This window comes from Lentimicrobium saccharophilum (assembly GCF_001192835.1).
GTDB classification, from domain to species: domain Bacteria; phylum Bacteroidota; class Bacteroidia; order Bacteroidales; family Lentimicrobiaceae; genus Lentimicrobium; species Lentimicrobium saccharophilum.
The window spans coordinates 856,544-877,456 of record NZ_DF968183.1; the positions used below are offsets into that span (position 1 = coordinate 856,544).

Sequence of the window (20,913 nt, forward strand, 5' to 3'; positions counted from 1 at the left end):
ATTAAAAGTTAACATTTATACCCAAAACGAAAGTCCTGGCGCGGGGATAGATATTGTTGTCAATCCCACCGTCAACTTCAGGATCCAGTCCGTTGTATTTTGTAATGACAAATGCATTCTGAACCGCAAGGCTGAACCGGGCATCCAGTTTCTCCGTGAAGAGCTTTTCAACATTATATCCGATGCTGATATTGTCAAGCCTCAGGAATGATGCATTTTCAATATAAAAATCTGACCAGTACTGAGGATTACGGAACTTGGTACGGTTAACCTGGGTAGGCAGGTTATTGAAGAAGCCCGACTGATTGTAGAGACTGCTGTATACAGCCCTGTCGGAAGCAACGTTGTTGTAAACATAATTTCCAAGGTTAACCCTGGCCGATACCATGGCGTCGAAATTCTTATACCTGAAGCTGGAAGTCAATCCCATCACCACATCGGGAGCAGGCTTTTTATAGTAGTATTTATTGTCTTCGTTTCCTGCTATATTTCCGCCCTCACCGCTTCTGTCGATGTACAATCCTTCAATCGGCATGCCGTTGACATCATATACCTGCTGGAAAGCGTAAAAAGAGTTTGCCGGATAGCCTACCGTGTTGCGCTGGATAAAGTTACCCACACCTCCGCTGATACCTCCGGTTGCTACGCCGTTAAAGTCCGGATCATCGGTAAGGAGCAGTTTGGTGATTTCATTCCTGTTGAACGAAACATTGTATCCGATATTCCAGGAAACATTTTTGGTTACCACCGGCTTCACGTCAATCATAAACTCAACACCACGATTCTCAAGGGTACCCACATTGGTGGTCAGGTAATTTGAGAAGTTGGTTCCTGATGCAATGGGAATATTGGCAATCAGATCCTCTGTTTCCCTGAAATAGGCGTCAATGGCACCGGTTACGCGGTTATCGAAAAAGCCGTAATCGAATCCGATGTTATAAGTGGTGGTTGACTCCCACTTGATGTTTTTGTCATAGCGGTTTGGCCGGTAAGTTAGATACCACTGATCACCAAACTGGTATGCTGCAGTAGGATCACTGATCTGATAGATGGCCAGATATGGATAATAATTATCCGAAATATCCTGCTGACCGGTTACCCCCCAGCCCAACCTGAGTTTAAGGTCGGTGAGTTTATCATACTGTTTGAGGAAACCTTCGTGGTTCATCTTCCATGCAAAAGCAACCGACGGGAAAAGTCCCCAGCGGTTATCTTCCGAGAACCTTGACGATCCGTCATTACGCAGGGTGAAGGTGATCAGGTATTTATCCATCAGGCTGTAGTTCAGCCTTCCGAAGAATGAAACCAGGAAGTTCTCATTGATATAATCGGTGTAACGCAGGCTGTCGCCGTCTTCATTTCCCTGGGCGGTACGTACCCAGTTGGTTCCTTCCCGCTGGAAATGCTGCCATGAGTAACCGGCAGTCGCATCAATCTTACTGGAGATGGAAGGCAGATCTTTTACATAGTTGAAGTAAAAGTCAAGCAGCTGCATCTTTTTATCCTGAGAATAATCGGTAAAACGCCCGATTCCGTCACGGAAAGTGAAAGCGGCATTTGCAGGAGCATTGTTCACGCCTTCACTCGTTGAATAATCGAAACCCAGGTTGAGGATTGCCCTTAATTCGGGTAGGAAATGCATTTTATAATCAAACTGCGCGTTACCAATGGCGCGGTTCACGGTTGAATTGTTATCGGTCTGTTCAAGCAGCGCAACCGGGTTGCTTACGCCGATGGGGTTGGGCTCTCCGTTTGGATCCATAGAACCGTCGGGCAACACATCGCTGAGGTTAACCCAGGTAAAATAGCCGCCAAAACGGGTATTTCCGTTACGTACAGGTTGTGTGGGGTCGTATGCGACAGCTGATCCCACGGCTCCCCAGTCGGCAAACTGCTGCTTTTCCTGACTTCCTTTGAAGTTGATGTCAACTTTCAGGTGTTCGTCGAGTAGTGTCGGATTCAACGACAACGCTCCTGTAACCCTGTTCATATTGGTTTCGCGCAGAATTCCGTCCTGATCGGTGTAGCCGAATGAAGCACGGTAAGGCAGCGATTTCAGGTTGCCGAAGAAACTCAGGTTGTGGTCCTGGGTAATGGCATTCCGGTAAATCTCACTCTGCCAGTCGGTGTTTTCGTTGCCCAAACGCTTCAGCACATCATCATTGAGACCGGAAAAACCCTGATCTTTCAGATCAGTGGCCAGTTCGCGGAGTTCATCTCCCGAAAGCACTTCGATGGTATTGGGAATGGTATTGTAACCAATCGTACCATTGTAACTGATTTTTATCTCCTTATTACCAGCCGATGTGCCTTTTTTCGTAGTAATGATGATCACCCCGTTGGAAGCCCTTGAACCGTAAATGGCAGTTGCAGAAGCATCTTTCAGCACTGTGAACGATTCAATATCATTGGGATTGATCGTTGACAGAATGTTGTTGGTTCCCGAAACGCCGGTGTTGTCGATGGCAACACCATCAATGACGATCAACGGGTCATTGGAAGTATTCAGAGAGGATCCTCCCCTGATCCGGATGGTGGCTCCGGCTCCGGGGGCTCCGCCGCTGCTGGTGATGACCACACCGGTAGATTTTCCTACCAGCAGTTCCTGGGGCGTGGTGATGGCTCCGCGGTTAAAATCCTTTGACGAAACCACGGCTACAGAGCCCGTTGCGTCACTTTTCTTTACCGCTCCGTAACCGATAATCACAGCCTCTTCAAGCTCCGTCACCGAAGGCACCAGTACAACATTCAGGGTAGTCTGGGCGCCGACAACAACCTCCTGTGTATTATACCCCACAAAAGAAAAAACCAGGGTTGCACCCGGATCCACTTGAAGTGAGTATTTTCCATCAATGTCAGTGATGGTACCTGTAGAGGTATTCTTAACTAAGATGGTAACCCCGGGTATGGATTGTCCATCATTTGCATCTGTTACTTTACCCGAAATCCTGACTCCCTGGGAAAATCCCTGAGAACCGATTGCCAGGCCAAGCAACAGAAACAGAACTTTCAGCAATGCATGATGCTTCTTCATAATTCTGATTTTGGTTGGTGGTTTAATTATGTTAACTCAAACGTAAATTGGCATGCGATCTACAATAAACTACTGATTCAAATATAAGTCAAAACGACCATTTCTTGATACAGAAAATACAATTCAAAAACGGAGGACATTTATTACACTTTTAATCACCCCGACAGGAACTTTTAAAGTGTCAGAAATTAAAATGAAAAAAAACTTTTAAAAAAAAATCCCCGAAGCTTGCCTATCTGCTTAAAAATGGTCGCATTCCAGCTACAATGTTAAGAAAAAATTAATTCAATATTTAAGGTTTATTAGATACTATCCCAAAAAGTGTGTAAAGTGAGATTTTTCTAAATTTAAGGTTGCGAAACTTAAAAATTTAGAAGATGAAAAACCTACACTTTACACAAGAGCAAGTTACAAAGATTTTGGAAGAAATCGCCATAAAAGAGAATGGTTTACAGGAATTACAGAAGCTCAGCCTGGAAGCAATGATGCGAGCAGAACGAGAAGAACATAACGCCACAAATGGCGATATGAGTAATGGGTATAGACCTCGAAGGACATTTGGTCGGGGAAAAATTATTGAGCTTAGAGTGCCACGAAGCCGAAACGGGCAGTTTTACCCGATACTATTAAGCCTTTTACGTGATCAGGAAGAAGAATGCCGCAAACTTGCCTTTAATTTATATGGTGCTGGATTAACCACAGAGCAAGTAGGCCAGATATTTGGCGATATCTACGGAAAAGAATACAGCACAAGTCAGATAAGCCGCATGTTCGACTATGCCCGCAATGATGTACAGACATGGTTACAACGTCCTTTAGAGCCGTATTATCCCATTATAATGATAGATGCTACCTTTATCTATACCCGACGAATTGACCATGTTAGCAAAGAAGGATATTACACGATTTTGGGAGTCAGGGCCGATCGAACCCGGGAGGTGCTTGCAGTAATTAATTTCCCGACTGAAAGTGCCAATGCTTGGGAGGTCGTGCTACAGTCACTTAAAGAAAGAGGATTAAAAGAGATTGGGTTAATTGTATGTGACAGCCTTACTGCTATTGAGGATTCCATATGGAGACAGTTCCCGGAAACTGAGATTCAACTTTGTGCAATTCATCTGCAACGCAATGTAAACAAACACATTAAGCCTAAAGACAAAGCGCTGGTTGCAGAAGATTTAAAAGAAGTGCTGAGAACTGGAGATCGCAATGATACCGTTGAGAAAGGATATCAACGATGGCTAGAATTCTGCAGTAAATGGGGGAAATACTATCCGTCGATAAAAAGGATGGGAGAAAATAACCGCTATAAATTAAATTTCACCTACCTCGGATATGATTATAGAACCCATAATATGCTTTATTCTACCAACTGGATAGAACGGCTCAACAGAGACTATAAACGAACAACAAGAATGCGCGGCGCTTTACCAGGGCCAGATGCCACTATTCTTCTTTTAGGATATGTGGCTATGACCAGATCAGCATACCAAAGGAAGATCCCTAAGATTGATTATGAACAAAACAAATTTCACTGGGAAGAATGAATGGCAGCTCCACTTCGGCTACGCCTTCGTTCCGCTGCCATTCATTCTCAATTGAAACAAAAAAAATGAATACCTTTGAATTTAGAAGAAGAACTCATTACACACAAAAAGGGATACTACCGTTTATTAACAAAAATCCATGAAATAAATTAAAAAAATTTCCGCAATCGATTGCGGAAACGATTGCAAATGACATCTTTTTAAAAAGAATCTTAGAAAAATCCGTCTTCAGGGATGGAATAACAGGAATTTTTATTAAAAATCATCCGGATAAAGGCATTGGCATTTATCAACAAGTTATCTTTATGCATTCAATCAGCCTAACAATTAATAAGATTTCAATGAAGTCAAACCTGATCTCAATCAATGACATTGCCCGTGCCCTGGGAATTTCTCCGTCCACGGTTTCACGTGCGCTCAAGGATCACCCCGACATCAGCACGGAAACAAAGCGTATTGTAAAAGAGTATGCCGAACAGGTGAATTACAGGCCGAATGCATTGGCCTTAAGCCTGAAACGACAGCGTTCCAATACCCTGGGACTGATCATCCCTGAAATAACGCATCATTTCTTCTCATCCGTGATCAGCGGGATTGAAGAACTGGCCTATGCAAAAGGATACAGGCTGATTATCTGTCAATCAAACGAAGATTACAACCGGGAAGTCATCAACACACAGGTTTTACTGGATAACCGGGTCGACGGAATCCTGATTTCCATCAGCAAAACCACCCATGATCACGGTCATTTCAAGGATCTGATCGACAGCGGGATTCCGCTTGTGTTTCTCGACAGGGTGAGCGAAGAAGTAGAAACCGACCGGGTGGTTACGGCCGATTTTGAAGGTGCGCTGATTGCTACCAGCCACCTCCTGGAAACAGGAAGGAAAAGGATCCTCCACCTGGCCTCTCCGAAACACTTGCATGTTGGCAGGTTAAGGCAGGAAGGATACTTAAAAGCTTTACAGAATTACGGAATTGAACCGGATCCGGACCTGATTATCCAATGCGACACCCGCCTGGAGGTATATCAGCTCAAAGAAGAAATTTTACGGATCGCACCCAAAATTGACGGCATTTTTGCGGTAAACGATTTCACCGCCATCGCTGCCATGCAGATTCTGCAGGAAAACGGAAGCCGGATTCCCGAAGACATTGCGGTAACCGGGTTCGGTAATGATCCCATCGCCAGCATTGCATACCCGCCGCTTACAACTGTTGAACAAAGCGGATTTGAAATGGGACGGCAGGCAGTTGAAATATTGATTAAAAGAATTGAAAACCCTTCAACTTTCATTGATTTTCAGACAAGGGTAATTCCGGTATCGCTCGAAAAACGGGCTTCAACCTGATTCCGGCCCCTTTTGAACTTCCTGACCATCTTATTGACCAACCGATCAAGAAACTCCCATATCATGAAACAAATTAAACAAATTCTGTTTTTCGCATCCCTTTTGATGATGGCTTCCTGCAATGATAAAACAAAAACTGAAAGTGTTGCATCTCCTCCCGAATGGTCGAAAGAGGTGATCTGGTATCAGATTTTCGTAGAGAGGTTCAACAATGGCGATCCTTCCAATGATCCCACCATCGCTTCCATCTCAACACCCTCAGCGTCCTTCCCGGTACCTGACGACTGGGCAATTACCCCATGGACTTCCGACTGGTATACCCAGGAGCCCTGGGCCGCGAAAACCGGGCTGGGCCTGCGCGAAACCATGCAGCACCGGCGATACGGAGGTGACCTGCAGGGGATACTCGACAAGCTGGATTATCTCTCGGACCTGGGCATTACCGCGATTTACCTGAACCCCATTAATGATGCGCCTTCACTGCATAAATATGATGCCCGGAATTATCATCACATCGATATCAATTTCGGGCCCGATCCTGATGGCGATCTCGCCATCATGGCAACAGAAGACCCGGCCAACCCCGAAACCTGGAAATGGACCTCGGCAGATAAATTATTCCTCAGTTTGGTTGAAGAATTGCATAGCCGGGGCATCCGGGTAATTGTTGACTTTTCGTGGAACCACACGGGGGTATTATTCTGGGCATGGCAGGATCTGATAAAGAACCAGGAACAATCGGCCTATAAGGACTGGTATGAAGTCACTGCCTGGGACGATCCGGCCACCTCCGGCAATGAATTTGCCTACAAAGGCTGGCTGAATATCATGAGCCTGCCCGAACTCAAAAAAACCGGCGTCACCGGCGAGAGAAAACACGGCTTCCCCTATGAAGGAAACCTGAACGACGGTGCTAAAAAACACATTTTTGACGTTACCCGCCGCTGGCTGGCCCCTGACGGGGATGTAAGCAAAGGCATTGACGGATTCAGGCTGGATGTGGCCGATCAGGTACCCATGGGTTTCTGGCGCGAATACCGTCAGGTGGTAAAATCCATTAATCCGGAAGCTTACCTGGTAGGTGAAATCTGGTGGCAAACCTGGCCGGACGACCTGATGGATCCCGCACCATACACCAATGATTCCATATTTGATGCCGTAATGTTTTATCAGGCTTACCGGCCGGCCAGGGGATTTTTTGCGGAAGCTGAGCCGGAATACGATGCGCGTCAGTTTGCAGATCAGCTGCTTTTTGAATGGGGTAGACTGGATGAGCCTTTCCGGTATGGGATGATGAATGTAAATGCTACACACGACAGCCCCAGGCTGCTGTCGTGTTTTGCCAACAAGGGTAAATACAAGTACCGGGCTTCTCCTCATGAAGATACTGCATATATCAGCGGAAGACCGGATGAGGATACTTACAACAGGGTCAGGCTCTACCTCGTTCATCAGTTTACTTCAATCGGTTCACCCCACATCTGGAACGGCGATGAGTTTGGCATGTGGGGCGGCGACGATCCTGACGAACGTAAGCCGCTGTGGTGGGAAGAGCTGAAGTTTGATGATGAAACCCGGACCAATATCAAACCGGGGAAGAAAACCTATGATCAGGTCGGATTTAACCGGGAACATCTGGAATTTTACAAGAAACTGATCCGCATCAGAAAAGAGAATCCGGTGCTTGTTTCCGGTGCAATGGACTTCACCGTTGCGGAAGACAAAATACTGGCTTATAGCCGCAGGAACAACAACGGTGATCTGGTTTCCGTTGTTTTCAACCTGGGCAATTCGCCTTACATGTTCCGGCTTCCTGAAAATGGAACCTATACTGACCTGCTGACCGGAAACGAATTTACCGGCAATGAGGTGACCGTTGAAAGCTTATCGGCAAGGATACTGAAACGAAGTAAATAACAAGCTGATCCTGCAAAGGATTGTACAAGCCATCTATGCAACAGTGTGTTATTTCCGCATACTGAATGACTTCCTGAAATTGGCCTCAGATTCAATCCGGCAGCAAGAAGGCGCGGGCAGGCACGAATGTATCCTCTGTATAATACGAATATTCGACAAACCACTGCGCTTGATAAATAAATCCATACGCTTGTACATTTACTAAAACAAGGCCTTTTTAATGTTGCATCTTTGCACAATACTAAAGATATATTTTAGTATGAGCACCGGGCTTCCCGGCCCCAGTGTTCTATTATCACTCCCTCCTTTCATGTCGTTAAAAAACCTGCACATCCCGGCAGGTTTTTTTTTTGCGTTTTATTGCATAAAAAAAGCGGCATCAGTTGATACCGCTTAATAAATCAGGATGGATACCTATTTCTTCTTGTTAGGTAACTCCAGGCCATAACCATTCTTTTTATCAACGAACTTCAGCACAAAGCCAAGGATAAATGCCAGAACACCAAATCCTGCGAAAATAAGTTCAGGTACGGTGTAATTATATTTTACACCCTCCACGCCGGCGGCGATCTGCTCTGAAACCCCGGGATTGGATGCTGTCAATGCCCAGCCAATAAGAATGGGAACGGCAAGCAGACCAATGTTTTGAATCCAGAATATTGCGCCATAGGCCGAACCGAGGTAACGATCCTCAACGATTTTCGGCAATGAAGGCCACATGGAAGCAGGCACCAGCGAAAAGGCAGTACCAAGGATAACAATGGTAAGAATTGCGGTCACTACACCGAAAGACTCGGCCGGAACAAGCGCAAAAATCAGGTGTGAAACTGTAAGCAGTACAGCTCCGTATATCATCATGGTAGCACCTTTACCCCTGACATCCAGAAAATAGCCTATAAACGGTGTAAGAATCATCGCACCGATCGGGAAAAAGGAAACATAAGCAGCCGCTGATTTGATATCAACATTTAGTTTTGATGCCAGCATATCCGTGGCGAACTTCTGAAATGGGAAGATGGCCGAATAAAACAAAACGCACAGCGCGGATATTGCAAGGAAACCCGGATTTGTAAAAATCTTTTTAAGATCGCTGAGTTTAAACTCATCTTCCGGACTTGTCGTCAGTTTTGACACACCCATCTGTTTATCCAGCTTTGCATCCATGAAAGTATAAGTCAGGAAAAGGAGAAATCCGATGCAAAGAAATACCAGGCCCCACAACACTGAGTTGGATGGCCCGCCGTTTTCGGCAAAAATCGGGGTTAACCTGAAAACGGCAAAGACGCCAAGACGGGCAACCGCCATCTCAAGGCCCATCGCCAGGGCCATTTCCTTCCCCTTAAACCATTTTACAATGGTCTTGGATACAGTGATTCCGGCCATTTCAACCCCAATGCCAAAAATAGCAAAACCAACAAAGGCAAGCTTGGCAGAAGCAGGCACCCAGGTTATGAAAGAACCCAGCCAGGCAGCAAAACCGGTATCTGCAAAACCAGGGGTAAGCGCATAGAATTTAAGACCTGCACCAATCACCATGGTAAGTCCGGCTGTGATCAGGGTAAACCTGATACCCATCTTATCCAGGATAACACCGGAAAAGATCAGAAAGAAGGCAAATACATTCAGGAAAAATTCAGATCCGCCAAGCATCCCAAACACTTCAGGTGTCCATTTGTAATCGGTTTCAAGCATGCTCTGCAAAGGCGCCACAACATCCACAAAGAAGTAGGCAAAGAACATGGTGGTTGAAATCAGAGCCAACGCGATCCACCTGGCGGTTTTTGACTCATTTAACAAAGTCACGGCTTTCTCTTTCATAAAGCTTAGGTTAGAAATTTGAATTAATGATTTCTGTTGATATCTGAAAAATTTACACTGTTCATGATATCAGCCCTGCTTTAGGGCGGGTAAATGTAGCTATTTTTTCCAAAGACAGATGCCCCGGCATTCATTTTCATTTTTTGCGTAAAAATTCCTGAATTCATAAATATTTAATCCCGCCTCGGCCCGGAAATTATATTTTTGCAACGGATTACAATGAAAATATATAATCTGATCATGAAAAAAATTTATGTCTTCGCAGCAATTCTATCACTGATTGCTCCATCGGTTCCGGAATTAAAAGCGCAGAAAACCGCAAAAGATTCCGGCAAGGAGCATCTGCCGAAAAATATTATCCTGATGATCGGTGACGGAATGGGACTGGCACAAATGTATGCTGCCTACACGGCATCATGCGGGACCTTGCACATGGCTGAATTTAACCAGATTGCTTTGGTAAAGACATTGTCAGCCAGCGATTACATCACCGACTCGGGTGCCGGAGGCACAGCCATTGCCTGTGGTATTAAAACCAACAACGGAATGATCGGCATGGGGCCTGACAGCATCCCTGTTAAAAGCATTCTGAAAATGGCGGAAGACAAAGGGCTTTCAACCGGTTTAGTTGTTACCTGCGATGTTACCCACGCAACCCCGGCCTCATTTGTTGCTTCCGTTAAAAGCCGCAAGCAGGCCGAAGATATTGCCATGCAGTTTCTGAGCACCGACATTGATGTATTTATCGGAGGCGGGCGTGACGCATTTGTCAACCGGCGCGACAGTCTCAATCTGCTCGACAGTCTGGCAAAACTTAATTACACGGTGGCCTCAACTATTCCCGCCATGCTGAATGTCAACCAGGGTAAACTGGCTGCATTGCTTTATCCGGCCCATCCCCCGAAATTCAGTGAAGGAAGAGGCGATATGTTAAGTCTTTCAACCGAAAAAGCCCTGGAACTGCTCAGTAATAATCAGAAGGGCTTTTTTATGATGGTTGAGGGCTCCCAGATAGATTGGGGCGGACATGACAATAACCTGGACTACATTGTGAATGAAACCCTTGATTTCGACAAGGCTGTTGGCATTGCGCTTGATTTTGCCCGCAAAAACGGGGAAACCCTGGTAATTGTGACTGCTGACCATGAAACCGGCGGACTGTCGAATATGGAAGGTAATTTCGAAACAGGGCAAACCGGCGGCCGGTTTACTACTGATGACCACAGCGGAGTTCCTGTACCTTTGTATGCCTATGGCCCCGGTTCAGGCAATTTCAGGGGGTTGATGGACAATACCGATATATTCCGCCTGATGCGCCAATTGCTAAACCTGTCAAGATAGCTTTTGGCTGGCAGATTCTGTTCAGCAAACAGAAAGGATATTTATCGGACAGGGTATGTGTTGCCTTGATATGCGCGTCATTTTATTTTTTATTTCCCTGAACGGAGCGCCGGGAATACAAGCCGGTTTTGAAAACCCGTCAGTGTAACCTATTTTTGCAAAAAAAGATTCAAAAATGATTGTAGTAACCGGAGCCGCAGGATTTATAGGTAGTTGCCTGATCAGCAAACTGTTGGAATCAGGACACCAGGAAATAGTTGTTGTTGATGATTTCTCAAAATCCGGTAAAGCCGGAAACCTAACAGGAAAATCCCTCGCAGCCCGGGTCAGCCGTAGTGAATTCTTCGACTGGTTGCCCCGGCATAATAAGGAGATCACCTTTGTTTTCCATATCGGCGCAAGAACCGATACAACGGAATTCAATATGCAGGTATTTGAGGAATTGAATTTAGGTTATTCAAAGAAGGTTTGGGAAGCCTGCTGCAAATACCGCATCCCGCTGGTTTACGCTTCTTCGGCTGCCACATACGGATCCGGTGAGTATGGATACCATGACCGCCACGATATTGTGGATCAGCTCAGGCCGCTGAATCCTTACGGTATTTCTAAAAATGAATTTGACAAATGGGTGCTCGGGCAATCAGAAACGCCTCCCTTCTGGGCAGGGATGAAATTCTTTAATGTTTACGGTCCGAATGAATATCATAAAGGGAGAATGGCCTCGGTGATATTCCATTCATTCAATCAGATCAAACAAACCGGGAAGGTCAGGCTGTTCCGCTCGCACCGCCCCGACTTCACCGATGGCGGTCAGCTGCGTGACTTCATTTATGTTAAAGATGTGGTTACGGTGTTGGAGTTTATGATGAACAAAAGACCACAATCAGGACTTTACAACCTGGGAACCGGCAAGGCAAGAACCTTTTTCGACCTCGCCAGAGCTACGTTCTCGGCATTGAATCTTGAACCGGATATTGAATTTATCGACACCCCGGCAGATATCCGTGATAAATATCAGTATTTTACCGAGGCTGAAATGAATAAACTGAGAAGTGCCGGCTACACCGGTGCTTTCACTTCGCTGGAGGATGGAATTTCAGATTATGTCCGCAATTACCTTGCAAACAACAGTTACAGGTAATATCAGTCTTCAGAGAGATTTTGCTTGAGTTCCAGAAGGAAAGCCCGCATCTGCTGAAGCGTTTTCACCACTTCATGGTTGGCGGTAACATCATCCCTGTTCGCTTTCAGTTTTTCCCGGGCGCCCTGGAGCGTGAATCCGCGTTCTTTTACCAGATGGTAAATCAGGTGAAAGTTATCAACGTCTTGCTTCGTGAAAAACCGGTTACCCTTTTTATTCCGGAAAGGCTTGATAATATCAAATTCTTTTTCCCAGTACCGGATCAGTGATACATTTACACCGAACATTTCCGCCACCTCCCCTATCCTGAAATAGACCTTTTCAATTTCCTTTTTCCGGTATGGCATAAGGCAGGAAATGTTTAATCGAGGGTTTGCGACGGACGTTGTGAAAGTTCAATCATCTGGGCATATTCCTCGGGAGTAATGTCATTGAAGAAAAAGTTTATCGGATCAACAGCCCTGCCCCCTTTACGCACTTCATAGTGCAGGTGGGGCGAAGTAGATTTACCTGTATTGCCGACAAACCCGATAACCTGCCCCCGTTTTACCTTCTGACCTTTTTTTACGGACATTTTGGAGAGATGCGCGTATAGTGTCTCGTAGCCAAAGCCATGATTAATTACAATACAATTCCCATATCCACTCCGCGAGTACTCTATCCCGGTAACAGTTCCGTCGCCTGTGGCATAAATTTCAGTGCCGACCGGAGCGGTAAAATCAATTCCCTCATGGAACTTCGTTACCTTGTAAAACGGATCGGTACGATAACCGAAATAGGAACCGATGCGGCGCAGATCAGTATTTGAAACGGGTTGAATCGCGGGTATTGAAGCAATAAGCTCTTCCTTTCTCTTGGCAAGTTCAAAAACCTCATCAAATGACTTGGACTGAACGTATAACTGACTGGTAAGCACATCCAGCTTACGAGTGGTATTGATAATGATGTCGCTGTTTCTGAAACCTTCAAGCCTGGCATACCGGTCAGTGCCACCAAACCCCGCCTTCCTCACGGATGAGGGAATGGGCTCTGACTCGAATATTACCCGGTAAATATTGTCATCCCTGTCCTGCAGATCACTCACAACCGCCTGCACCTTGTCAAGCCGGTCATTCAAAATAGCAAACTGCAGCTTATACTGATCTATTTCCCGCTGCAAAATGCGTTCTTTGGGAGATTCTATAAAATTATATGCAAACAGCAGCACAACCGCTGCGAAAACCATTCCGGTTGCAATTACCGACAACAGGCGAAGGAGCCTTTGCTTGAAAGTAACCTTAACCTTTTCGATTTTAAGCGACTTGGTATTGAAATGATATCTGACTTTTGCCATAGAGCAAAGAAAAAAATTGTAATCAGGTGAAAGGCAGATTATTGGTTTGTTTTTCCCGGGGGACTGCAAAATTAACATTTTCAATTAAATTTGCAAACCTTTTGCTTGTTAAAAATCTATAATCACAAGACCCGTTTTCAACTTAAAAATACACATGAACGCTCAGCAGACCAGACAGATTTTTCTTGATTTCTTTGAAAAAAAATCCCACCATATCGTTTCTTCGGCACCCATGGTGATCAAGGACGACCCTACCCTGATGTTTACCAATGCCGGCATGAACCAGTTCAAGGATATCTTCCTGGGCAATTCACCGGTAAAGTTTCCGCGCATCGCCAACACGCAGAAGTGCCTGAGGGTTTCAGGAAAACACAACGACCTCGAAGAAGTCGGACACGACACCTATCACCACACTATGTTTGAAATGCTTGGCAACTGGTCGTTCGGTGATTATTTCAAGAAAGACGCCATCAACTGGGCTTGGGAACTGCTCACCGAAGTTTATAAGATCGACAAGGACCGGTTATATGTGACCATTTTCGGCGGCGATGAGGGCGATAATCTTCAACCGGACATGGAAGCGCATGATCTTTGGAAAGCGCATGTTCCCGAAAACCGTATTCTCAGGGGAAACAAAAAAGATAACTTCTGGGAAATGGGCGACAGCGGTCCCTGTGGTCCCTGTTCCGAAATCCATGTTGATATACGGGATAAGAAAGAAAGGGCTGAAGTTGACGGCGCCACCCTGGTGAACACCGGAGACCCTAAAGTAATTGAAATCTGGAACCTGGTGTTTATGGAGTTCAACCGCCTGGCCAACGGAAACCTTCAACCGCTGCCGGCAAAGCATGTTGATACAGGCATGGGCTTCGAACGTCTCTGTATGGTTTTGCAGCAAAAGCAATCCAACTACGACACCGATATCTTTCAACCGCTTATAGGAAAAATAGCTGATATCAGTGGAATCCGTTATGGCGCTGCCGATAAAACCGATATTGCCATGCGCGTGATAGCCGACCATGTGAGGGCTATTGCCTTTGCCATTGCCGACGGGCAGCTGCCATCCAATAACAAAGCCGGTTACGTAATAAGACGCATCCTGAGAAGGGCGGTGAGATACGGCTTTACTTTCCTGAAAATGGACGAGCCCTTTATTTACAAACTCATTCCTGTGCTCAGCGAACAAATGGGGGCTTACTTCATCGAACTCAAAAGTCAGCAAACACTGGTCGAAAAAGTAATTCATGAAGAAGAAGCCTCTTTCCTCAGAACGCTTTCTCACGGAATAACAAAATTCAACAATTATATTGATTCAAATCCGGGAAACACACTTGTAGATGGTGCCTTTGCCTTTGAACTTTACGATACCTATGGCTTCCCGATTGACCTCACCGGCCTGATGGCCCGTGAACACGGTAAAGAGGTTGATATGGCCGGATTCAGCAAAGGCCTTGAACTTCAGAAGGAAAGATCAAGAAAAGACGCCAGCATTGAGGTTGAAGACTGGATTGTGCTTGATGACAAAGCCGCTGAAACATTCGTAGGTTACGACACGTTGTCAGTCGCAACTAAAATCACCCGCTATCGCAAGGTGCGCACCAAAGGAAGGGATGCTTACCAGATTGCCCTTGCCAGTACCCCTTTTTATGCCGAATCGGGTGGTCAGGTCGGCGACCGGGGAACGCTGAAATCCGGAGACCAGATTATTCCGGTACTTGACACAAAAAAAGAAAACAACCTTATCATCCACCTGACCGAAGCAATCCCTGCCGATCCTGCTGAAAGCCTTGTGGCAACCGTATCGGAAGCAGCAAGAACAGACACTGCCAATAATCACTCTGCCACACACCTGCTTCATCACGCATTGCGTAACGTTATCGGCACTCATGTTGAACAAAAGGGCTCATATGTGCATCCGGATTATTTGAGGTTCGACTTCTCGCATTTCCAAAAAGTAACTGAAGAAGAGATTCATGAGATTGAAAAACAGGTAAACAGGATGATACGGCAGAATCTCGTATTGGATGAAATGCGCGACATGCCCTTTGACAAAGCAAAAGAAGCCGGGGCGCTTGCCCTCTTCGGGGAAAAGTACGGAGATTCGGTAAGGGTCATCCGGTTTGGCAATTCTGTTGAATTATGCGGGGGAACCCATGTGCATGCTACCGGTCAGATCGGGTTGTTCAAAATTACATCCGAATCGGCCATCGCCGCCGGTGTACGCAGAATTGAAGCGATCACTGCAGGAAAAGCGGAAGCGTTTTATGATCACCAGTTGTCGTTGATCAGCGAAATCAAAGAACTGGTAAAAAACCCCGTTGATCCGGTTAAAGGCCTCAGAAACCTGCTTGAAGAAAATCAGAAACTGCGGGCACAGCTGGAGCAAATTTCGATGGAAAAAGTGAACGAACTTTACCATCAGCTGATGGCCGGAAGCCGGGATATAAACGGGTGCAGGCTGATCACCGGAAAAGTAAACCTGGATGCCGGCTCTGCCAAAGATCTTGCTTTCCGGCTGATGGATGCTTCCGACAATCACCTTATTATATTGGGAACCCTGCATGATGATAAACCGGGAATTACCGTAGCCATCTCAGGACCGCTTGTAAATACCGGAAAATACAACGCTGCAGCAATTGTAAAGGAACTCGCAAAAGAGATCAGTGGCGGTGGCGGCGGGCAACCGCATTATGCTACCGCAGGCGGTAAAAACCCCGGAGGAATTGAAAGCGCCCTGGGGAAAGCCGCTTCACTTGTTGCCGGCTTAGCCTCATGAAAGTATTTTTGCAGCACCTGACCCATCTTCCGCATTTTTGTATCACTTTCAACGCTTAAAAATTAAACAATTTATCAACGAACATTGTTATTAAGACGATTAGAAAGTCAGACACAAAATGTTTTACACAGCACAACCCATGATAAGGTACTCAATCAAAGATCTGGAAAAACTTACCGGCATCAAGGCCCACACGATCCGGATCTGGGAGAAAAGGTATCAACTGATAGAACCTGAGAGAACATCGACCAACATCAGGTACTATTCTGACAACGACCTGAAAAAATTGCTGAACGTCTCCATACTTAACCGCAATGGTCTTAAGATTTCCAACATTGTCAATATGGGCAATGAGGAAATAAACGAAAGGATCATGGAGATATCAGAGACTTCCTACGATCACGACAACCAGATTGAACAACTTATTGTTGCCATGATCGATTTTGATGAAGTCAGGTTTGAACGGGTGCTCACTACTTCTATCATCAAATCGGGATTTGACGATACTGTTATCAACCTGCTTTATCCCTTCTTTGAAAAGATTGGCATACTCTGGCAGATCGGCACCATATTTCCGGCCCAGGAACATTTTGTCTCCAATATTATCAGACAAAAACTGATCATCGCGATCGACGGACAGAACAACCCGCTGAAACCGGATACCAAATGCATACTGATGGCCCTGCCATCCGGAGAGTGGCATGAATTGGGACTGTTATTCTATTATTACCTTGCCAGGAAAGCTGGATTACGGGTTATTTACCTGGGGCAGTCGGTTCCCTTTGAAGATCTCATCGAAGTGAGCAGGAAACAAACCGTTGATCTTTTCTTTACTTCCATGACAACCCCTCTGACCCAGAAAAAGTATTCCGAATATATCCAGCAGTTATCTCTGGCTTTCAGCGAAAAGCAGGTATTTGTTACAGGCTATCAAACAAAGGAATATCCTGTTGAGCTGCCCGGGAATGTCATCAGGATTGAATCACCCGAGCATTTCACGGAAATGCTGAAATCGCTTCATTCCTGACGGTGCCCTTAACTGTTATATAAATCTTCCCTGATTAATCCTTTTTCGTTTAGGATTTACACCCAGTTTACATTGATTTGTAAACGATTCTTCAAGGCGTGTTTCAGTTACTGTGCATTTTTATCTTTCATCATTTTAAGGAAGCCGGATACCGGGATTTCAGGATACCGACATCCTGACATGACAGGAATTCAGCTGTATTCTGTATCCTCATAAACAAACGTAATCAATACATTTTCAAACAATTAGAACACATAATAAAATTTATCATTATCTATAATAACCTTTCTAATAAATTTCTGGCCCAAAATGGTGCACTTTTTTTCAGGGAGAACAACGTTCGTTTTTTAATATAATCTAATAATAACGTTGATTCAGGCAATACAGTAAAACTATCCGGCACAATATTCCCGTTTCAGGACATACCATGTCCTGAAACGGGCCATTTTTATGTAAAATTTTTGTTTAACATTTTATTCTCAAACAATAAACATTTGTAAAAAATTGTTTAACGTTTCTAATTAACTGTTTATCAATTACTTTAAATAATTTGATTCAAGTCATGAAAATTTTAAATGTTAAAATTGCATTAAAACGAAGGTTTGTGTTTAATTTTGCATCATGTTTGTTAAACATATTTTACCAATCTAAAGCCAAGATATCATGACAGCAATTGAGTTCAGCCACAAACTTATTAGTCTACACGACAACCTTTCCTATTTTGCCAACACTTTAACCAACAATCGCGAAGAGGCGAAAGACCTGATTCAGGATACATATCTGAAAGCGCTCACGCACATGGATAAATTTGAAAGTGATACCAATCTGAAAGCATGGACTTATACCATCATGAAGAACACTTTCATCAACAACTACCGCAGGAATCAGAAAGCAAACACCATAGTTGACAACACCGAGGATTTGTATTACCTCAACATTCCCAGGAAATCCGACTTTGTTTCACCCGAATCGGAAATCAGCACCAAGGAAATAAAAGCGGGGATTGCAAAACTTGAAACGGATCAGCGCCTGCCTTTCGAAATGCATACCGAGGGCTACAAATACAAGGAGATTGCCGAAAACTTAAACCTTTCAATAGGCACGGTGAAAAGCAGGATTTTCTTCACCCGCAAGAAACTTATGGAATCTCTGAAAGAGTTTCAGAGTTAAACAAAATAAAATCTGCATCGGAGCCGGGTACTGTTTAGTATCCGGTTTTTTTTATTCAACCCGACACAAAAGGGGAAAAAGCAGACTTAGCAGAGAGTGTGTGTATGTGAGTGTGAGTGAGAGAAAAAACGGCAAATTAAATATTCAGGTTGGCTGACTCTGCTTATCCGCAACCTGGCAGGGAAGTGTAAAATAAAATACTGAACCGGCTCCCGGTTTCGACTCAGCCCACATTTCCCCTCCCATCAATTCAACAAATTTCTTCGAAAGTGTAAGCCCCAGTCCGATTCCCCCGTAATTTCTGTTATGCCCTTCCTCAACCTGCCTGAATTTCTGAAACAGTACATCCAGTTTCTCCTGGGGGAAGCCGATGCCTGAATCCCTGACATAAAACTCAACCATGCTGTTATCGCGAAACTGATAACCCACCTCAATAAAGCCTTCATTGGTATACTTCAGCGCATTCTCTATCAGATTATATAAGGTTTGCCTGAGTTTACGCTCATCGGTCATTATTGTAAATGAATGGTCCTTATTCGCCTTCTGCATCCGGATATTGATATGCTCCTTACCTGAAAGGCCTTTTTCAAGATTAAAGAAAGTTATCAGGCTCATCAGCACTTCATTAATCTGACAAGGTTCACGTTGCATGATGATCAACCCGGATTCTATCTGGGCAATATCAAAGATTTCCCCCATCAGATCAAGCAATTTGTTGCTGTTATTGTGAATGATGCTTATAAACTGCCGGCGTTCTTCTTCTTCAGGACCTGAATCAAGCAGCAGGGAGGAAAAACCCATAATTGCATTCAGGGGGGTTCTTATCTCGTGCGACATATTGGCAAGAAATGCAGACTTCAGTTTATCTGATTCCTCGGCTTTTTCCTTGGCTTTCCGCAATTCTTCCTGTGTATTGAGAATCGATTTATTCTGATCGCTCAGCAGTTTGATCATGCGGTTTTTCTCACGGGAAGCCCTTAAATAATAAATCAGCACTCCGCCAAGGATCATCAGTGCCAACAGAATAGTAATCAGAAAATAATAAAATGGAATTTCGCTTGCCATCTTGATTTTTCAATACTGGATAACTGAATAATAAAGTAAACCATTTGCCTGATTAATACAGGCCCCGGGCACAGGATTACAATGCCGCACTTTTCATCAAATTTAATGCTAATATTTCGATTCGCTGAAAAAACGTGAAAATAATTCCTCTGGGCATCCGTATCAGGGAGTAATTGTATGCGTTCCCGGCGGATAATCCCCGAGGATCAGCTTGTACAGCAATTCAAAATGATCAGGAATATTAACAAAATCAAGACGGTTAGCATCAATAATCAGGATCCGCATACCGGTCTGCTGCCGGATATAATCAAAATAGCCGCTCTGAATTTTTTCGAGATATGCCGGTTCAATATCCATCTCGTACGAACGTCCCCTCTGGATGATGTTTGATTTTAGCCGCTCAACAGAAACATACAGATAAACCAGTAAATCAGGCTTTGGAATCGAAAGATTTATAATATTGAACAATCTGGCATAAAGCGCATACTCATCATCGGCAAGGGTTTTACGGGCGAAAATCAGCGACTTGGTGATAAAATAGTCAGAAATGGTGAGGGGCCTGAAAAGGTCGGTTACCGACAATTCATTTTTTAACTGTTGAAACCGGCTCGCCAGAAATGAAAGCTCCAGCGGAAAAGCATATTTTGACGGATCGCGGTAAAATTTCGGCAGGAAGTCGTTATCCTCAAACTGCTCAAGGATCAGCCTGGCGTTCAGTCTTTCTGAAAGCATCGTTGCCAGAGAAGTTTTCCCGGCGCCTATGGTACCTTCTATTGCTATAAAATTATATTTCATTGATCAGAAGCACTGCTTTTCAAAGGTTTATAAATGTCAACAGCGAGTTTATCGATGCACAGATCCAGCAGTTGTCCGACAGTTTTCCCAAGGACAGGATGCACAACAGCATGGGCAATTTCATCAAGTGGTAAAAGCACAAATCTGCGCAGATGCATCCTGGGATGAGGTATCCGGAGGGCAGGCTTATCGATAATACGGTTTCCAAAAAGCATTATGTCAATATCGATGGTGCGGGGAGCATTAAAACTCCCATCCCGCTCCCTGCCCATTTCAGATTCAATATCGAGCAAAACCCCTATCAGCTGCAATGGCTCAAGGCCCGTTTCAATACAAACTGCCATATTGAGAAAAGGGAGATCGGGACTGGCTTCCCAGGGCTCTGTTTCATATACGGATGAAGATAACCTCACCCTGCCCGCCCTGGCCTGGATCAGGGCAAGTGCCTGCTTCAGCAGTTCAGCCCTGTCACCAAGATTACTCCCGAGTAAAAGGTAAGCTTCTTCCATTTAGTTAATTAATACATACAAAAATACTGACCTTTATCCAATGGTTGCCTGCTGAGCATCCATATTTGTCAATAAATTTCAACATTTC

15 protein-coding genes are annotated in these 20,913 nt (G+C 44.7%); 8 read left to right on the plus strand and 7 right to left on the minus strand.

Annotation, left to right across the window (positions count from 1 at the left end):
• Position 1 precedes the first annotated feature (1 nt).
• On the minus strand, positions 2 to 3,034 hold the full coding sequence (locus tag TBC1_RS15360; RefSeq protein ID WP_062044812.1) for a SusC/RagA family TonB-linked outer membrane protein: 3,033 nt from the start codon (positions 3,032 to 3,034) through the stop codon (positions 2 to 4).
• A gap of 377 nt (positions 3,035 to 3,411) precedes the next feature.
• Between TBC1_RS15360 and TBC1_RS15365 the strand changes: the two genes are divergently transcribed.
• The 3 genes from TBC1_RS15365 to TBC1_RS15375 all read left to right on the plus strand — a co-directional run bounded on the left by TBC1_RS15365 (position 3,412) and on the right by TBC1_RS15375 (position 7,850).
• Positions 3,412 to 4,581, plus strand: coding sequence for an IS256 family transposase (locus TBC1_RS15365; RefSeq protein WP_062037726.1), 1,170 nt, complete (start codon positions 3,412 to 3,414; stop codon positions 4,579 to 4,581).
• A 341-nt stretch (positions 4,582 to 4,922) separates the two neighbouring features.
• A complete protein-coding gene (locus tag TBC1_RS15370; RefSeq protein ID WP_062045635.1) occupies positions 4,923 to 5,933 on the plus strand; it encodes a LacI family DNA-binding transcriptional regulator in 1,011 nt (336 codons plus the stop codon).
• A 63-nt stretch (positions 5,934 to 5,996) separates the two neighbouring features.
• The gene (locus TBC1_RS15375) at positions 5,997 to 7,850 is read left to right on the plus strand and encodes an alpha-amylase family glycosyl hydrolase (protein WP_062044814.1); all 1,854 of its coding nucleotides are present in this window, start codon (positions 5,997 to 5,999) and stop codon (positions 7,848 to 7,850) included.
• A gap of 414 nt (positions 7,851 to 8,264) precedes the next feature.
• Here the strand turns inward: TBC1_RS15375 and TBC1_RS15380 are convergent, their stop codons facing one another.
• Positions 8,265 to 9,668 (minus strand): MFS transporter, encoded by a 1,404-nt coding sequence (locus TBC1_RS15380; protein WP_062044816.1) that lies wholly within the window; start codon positions 9,666 to 9,668, stop codon positions 8,265 to 8,267.
• A 240-nt stretch (positions 9,669 to 9,908) separates the two neighbouring features.
• Here TBC1_RS15380 and TBC1_RS15385 point away from each other — a divergent pair, with 240 nt between their 5' ends.
• Together TBC1_RS15385 and rfaD are read left to right on the plus strand one after the other, a co-directional pair.
• Positions 9,909 to 11,009, plus strand: a complete 1,101-nt coding sequence (locus TBC1_RS15385) for an alkaline phosphatase (protein ID WP_062045637.1) — start codon at positions 9,909 to 9,911, stop codon at positions 11,007 to 11,009.
• A gap of 175 nt (positions 11,010 to 11,184) precedes the next feature.
• A complete protein-coding gene (rfaD, locus tag TBC1_RS15390) occupies positions 11,185 to 12,150 on the plus strand; it encodes an ADP-glyceromanno-heptose 6-epimerase (protein ID WP_062044818.1) in 966 nt (321 codons plus the stop codon).
• A 2-nt stretch (positions 12,151 to 12,152) separates the two neighbouring features.
• Here the strand turns inward: rfaD and TBC1_RS15395 are convergent, their stop codons facing one another.
• Together TBC1_RS15395 and TBC1_RS15400 are read right to left on the minus strand one after the other, a co-directional pair.
• Positions 12,153 to 12,497 carry a MerR family transcriptional regulator gene (locus TBC1_RS15395; protein WP_062044820.1) on the minus strand — a complete coding sequence of 115 codons (345 nt, stop codon included), beginning with the start codon at positions 12,495 to 12,497 and terminating at the stop codon, positions 12,153 to 12,155.
• Positions 12,498 to 12,511: 14 nt separating this feature from the next.
• The gene (locus TBC1_RS15400) at positions 12,512 to 13,483 is read right to left on the minus strand and encodes a M23 family metallopeptidase (protein ID WP_062045639.1); all 972 of its coding nucleotides are present in this window, start codon (positions 13,481 to 13,483) and stop codon (positions 12,512 to 12,514) included.
• Between the two features lie 154 nt (positions 13,484 to 13,637).
• Here TBC1_RS15400 and alaS point away from each other — a divergent pair, with 154 nt between their 5' ends.
• From alaS to TBC1_RS15415, 3 genes are all read left to right on the plus strand, one after another.
• Complete coding sequence (alaS, locus tag TBC1_RS15405; RefSeq protein ID WP_062044822.1) at positions 13,638 to 16,259, plus strand: alanine--tRNA ligase; 2,622 nt, start codon at positions 13,638 to 13,640, stop codon at positions 16,257 to 16,259.
• Between the two features lie 139 nt (positions 16,260 to 16,398).
• Complete coding sequence (locus tag TBC1_RS15410; RefSeq protein ID WP_062045641.1) at positions 16,399 to 17,286, plus strand: MerR family transcriptional regulator; 888 nt, start codon at positions 16,399 to 16,401, stop codon at positions 17,284 to 17,286.
• A gap of 663 nt (positions 17,287 to 17,949) precedes the next feature.
• The gene (locus TBC1_RS15415) at positions 17,950 to 18,456 is read left to right on the plus strand and encodes an RNA polymerase sigma factor (protein WP_062044824.1); all 507 of its coding nucleotides are present in this window, start codon (positions 17,950 to 17,952) and stop codon (positions 18,454 to 18,456) included.
• A 144-nt stretch (positions 18,457 to 18,600) separates the two neighbouring features.
• Here TBC1_RS15415 and TBC1_RS15420 read toward each other — a convergent pair whose 3' ends face one another.
• The 3 genes from TBC1_RS15420 to folK form a co-directional block, all read right to left on the minus strand.
• A complete protein-coding gene (locus tag TBC1_RS15420; protein WP_062044826.1) occupies positions 18,601 to 19,521 on the minus strand; it encodes a sensor histidine kinase in 921 nt (306 codons plus the stop codon).
• Between the two features lie 162 nt (positions 19,522 to 19,683).
• Positions 19,684 to 20,316, minus strand: coding sequence for a deoxynucleoside kinase (locus tag TBC1_RS15425; protein ID WP_062044828.1), 633 nt, complete (start codon positions 20,314 to 20,316; stop codon positions 19,684 to 19,686).
• Positions 20,313 to 20,825: a 2-amino-4-hydroxy-6-hydroxymethyldihydropteridine diphosphokinase gene (folK, locus tag TBC1_RS15430; RefSeq protein WP_062044830.1), complete on the minus strand. Its 513-nt coding sequence runs from the start codon at positions 20,823 to 20,825 to the stop codon at positions 20,313 to 20,315. Before folK ends, TBC1_RS15425 begins: the two co-directional genes overlap by 4 nt.
• Between the last annotated feature and the right edge of the window lie 88 nt (positions 20,826 to 20,913).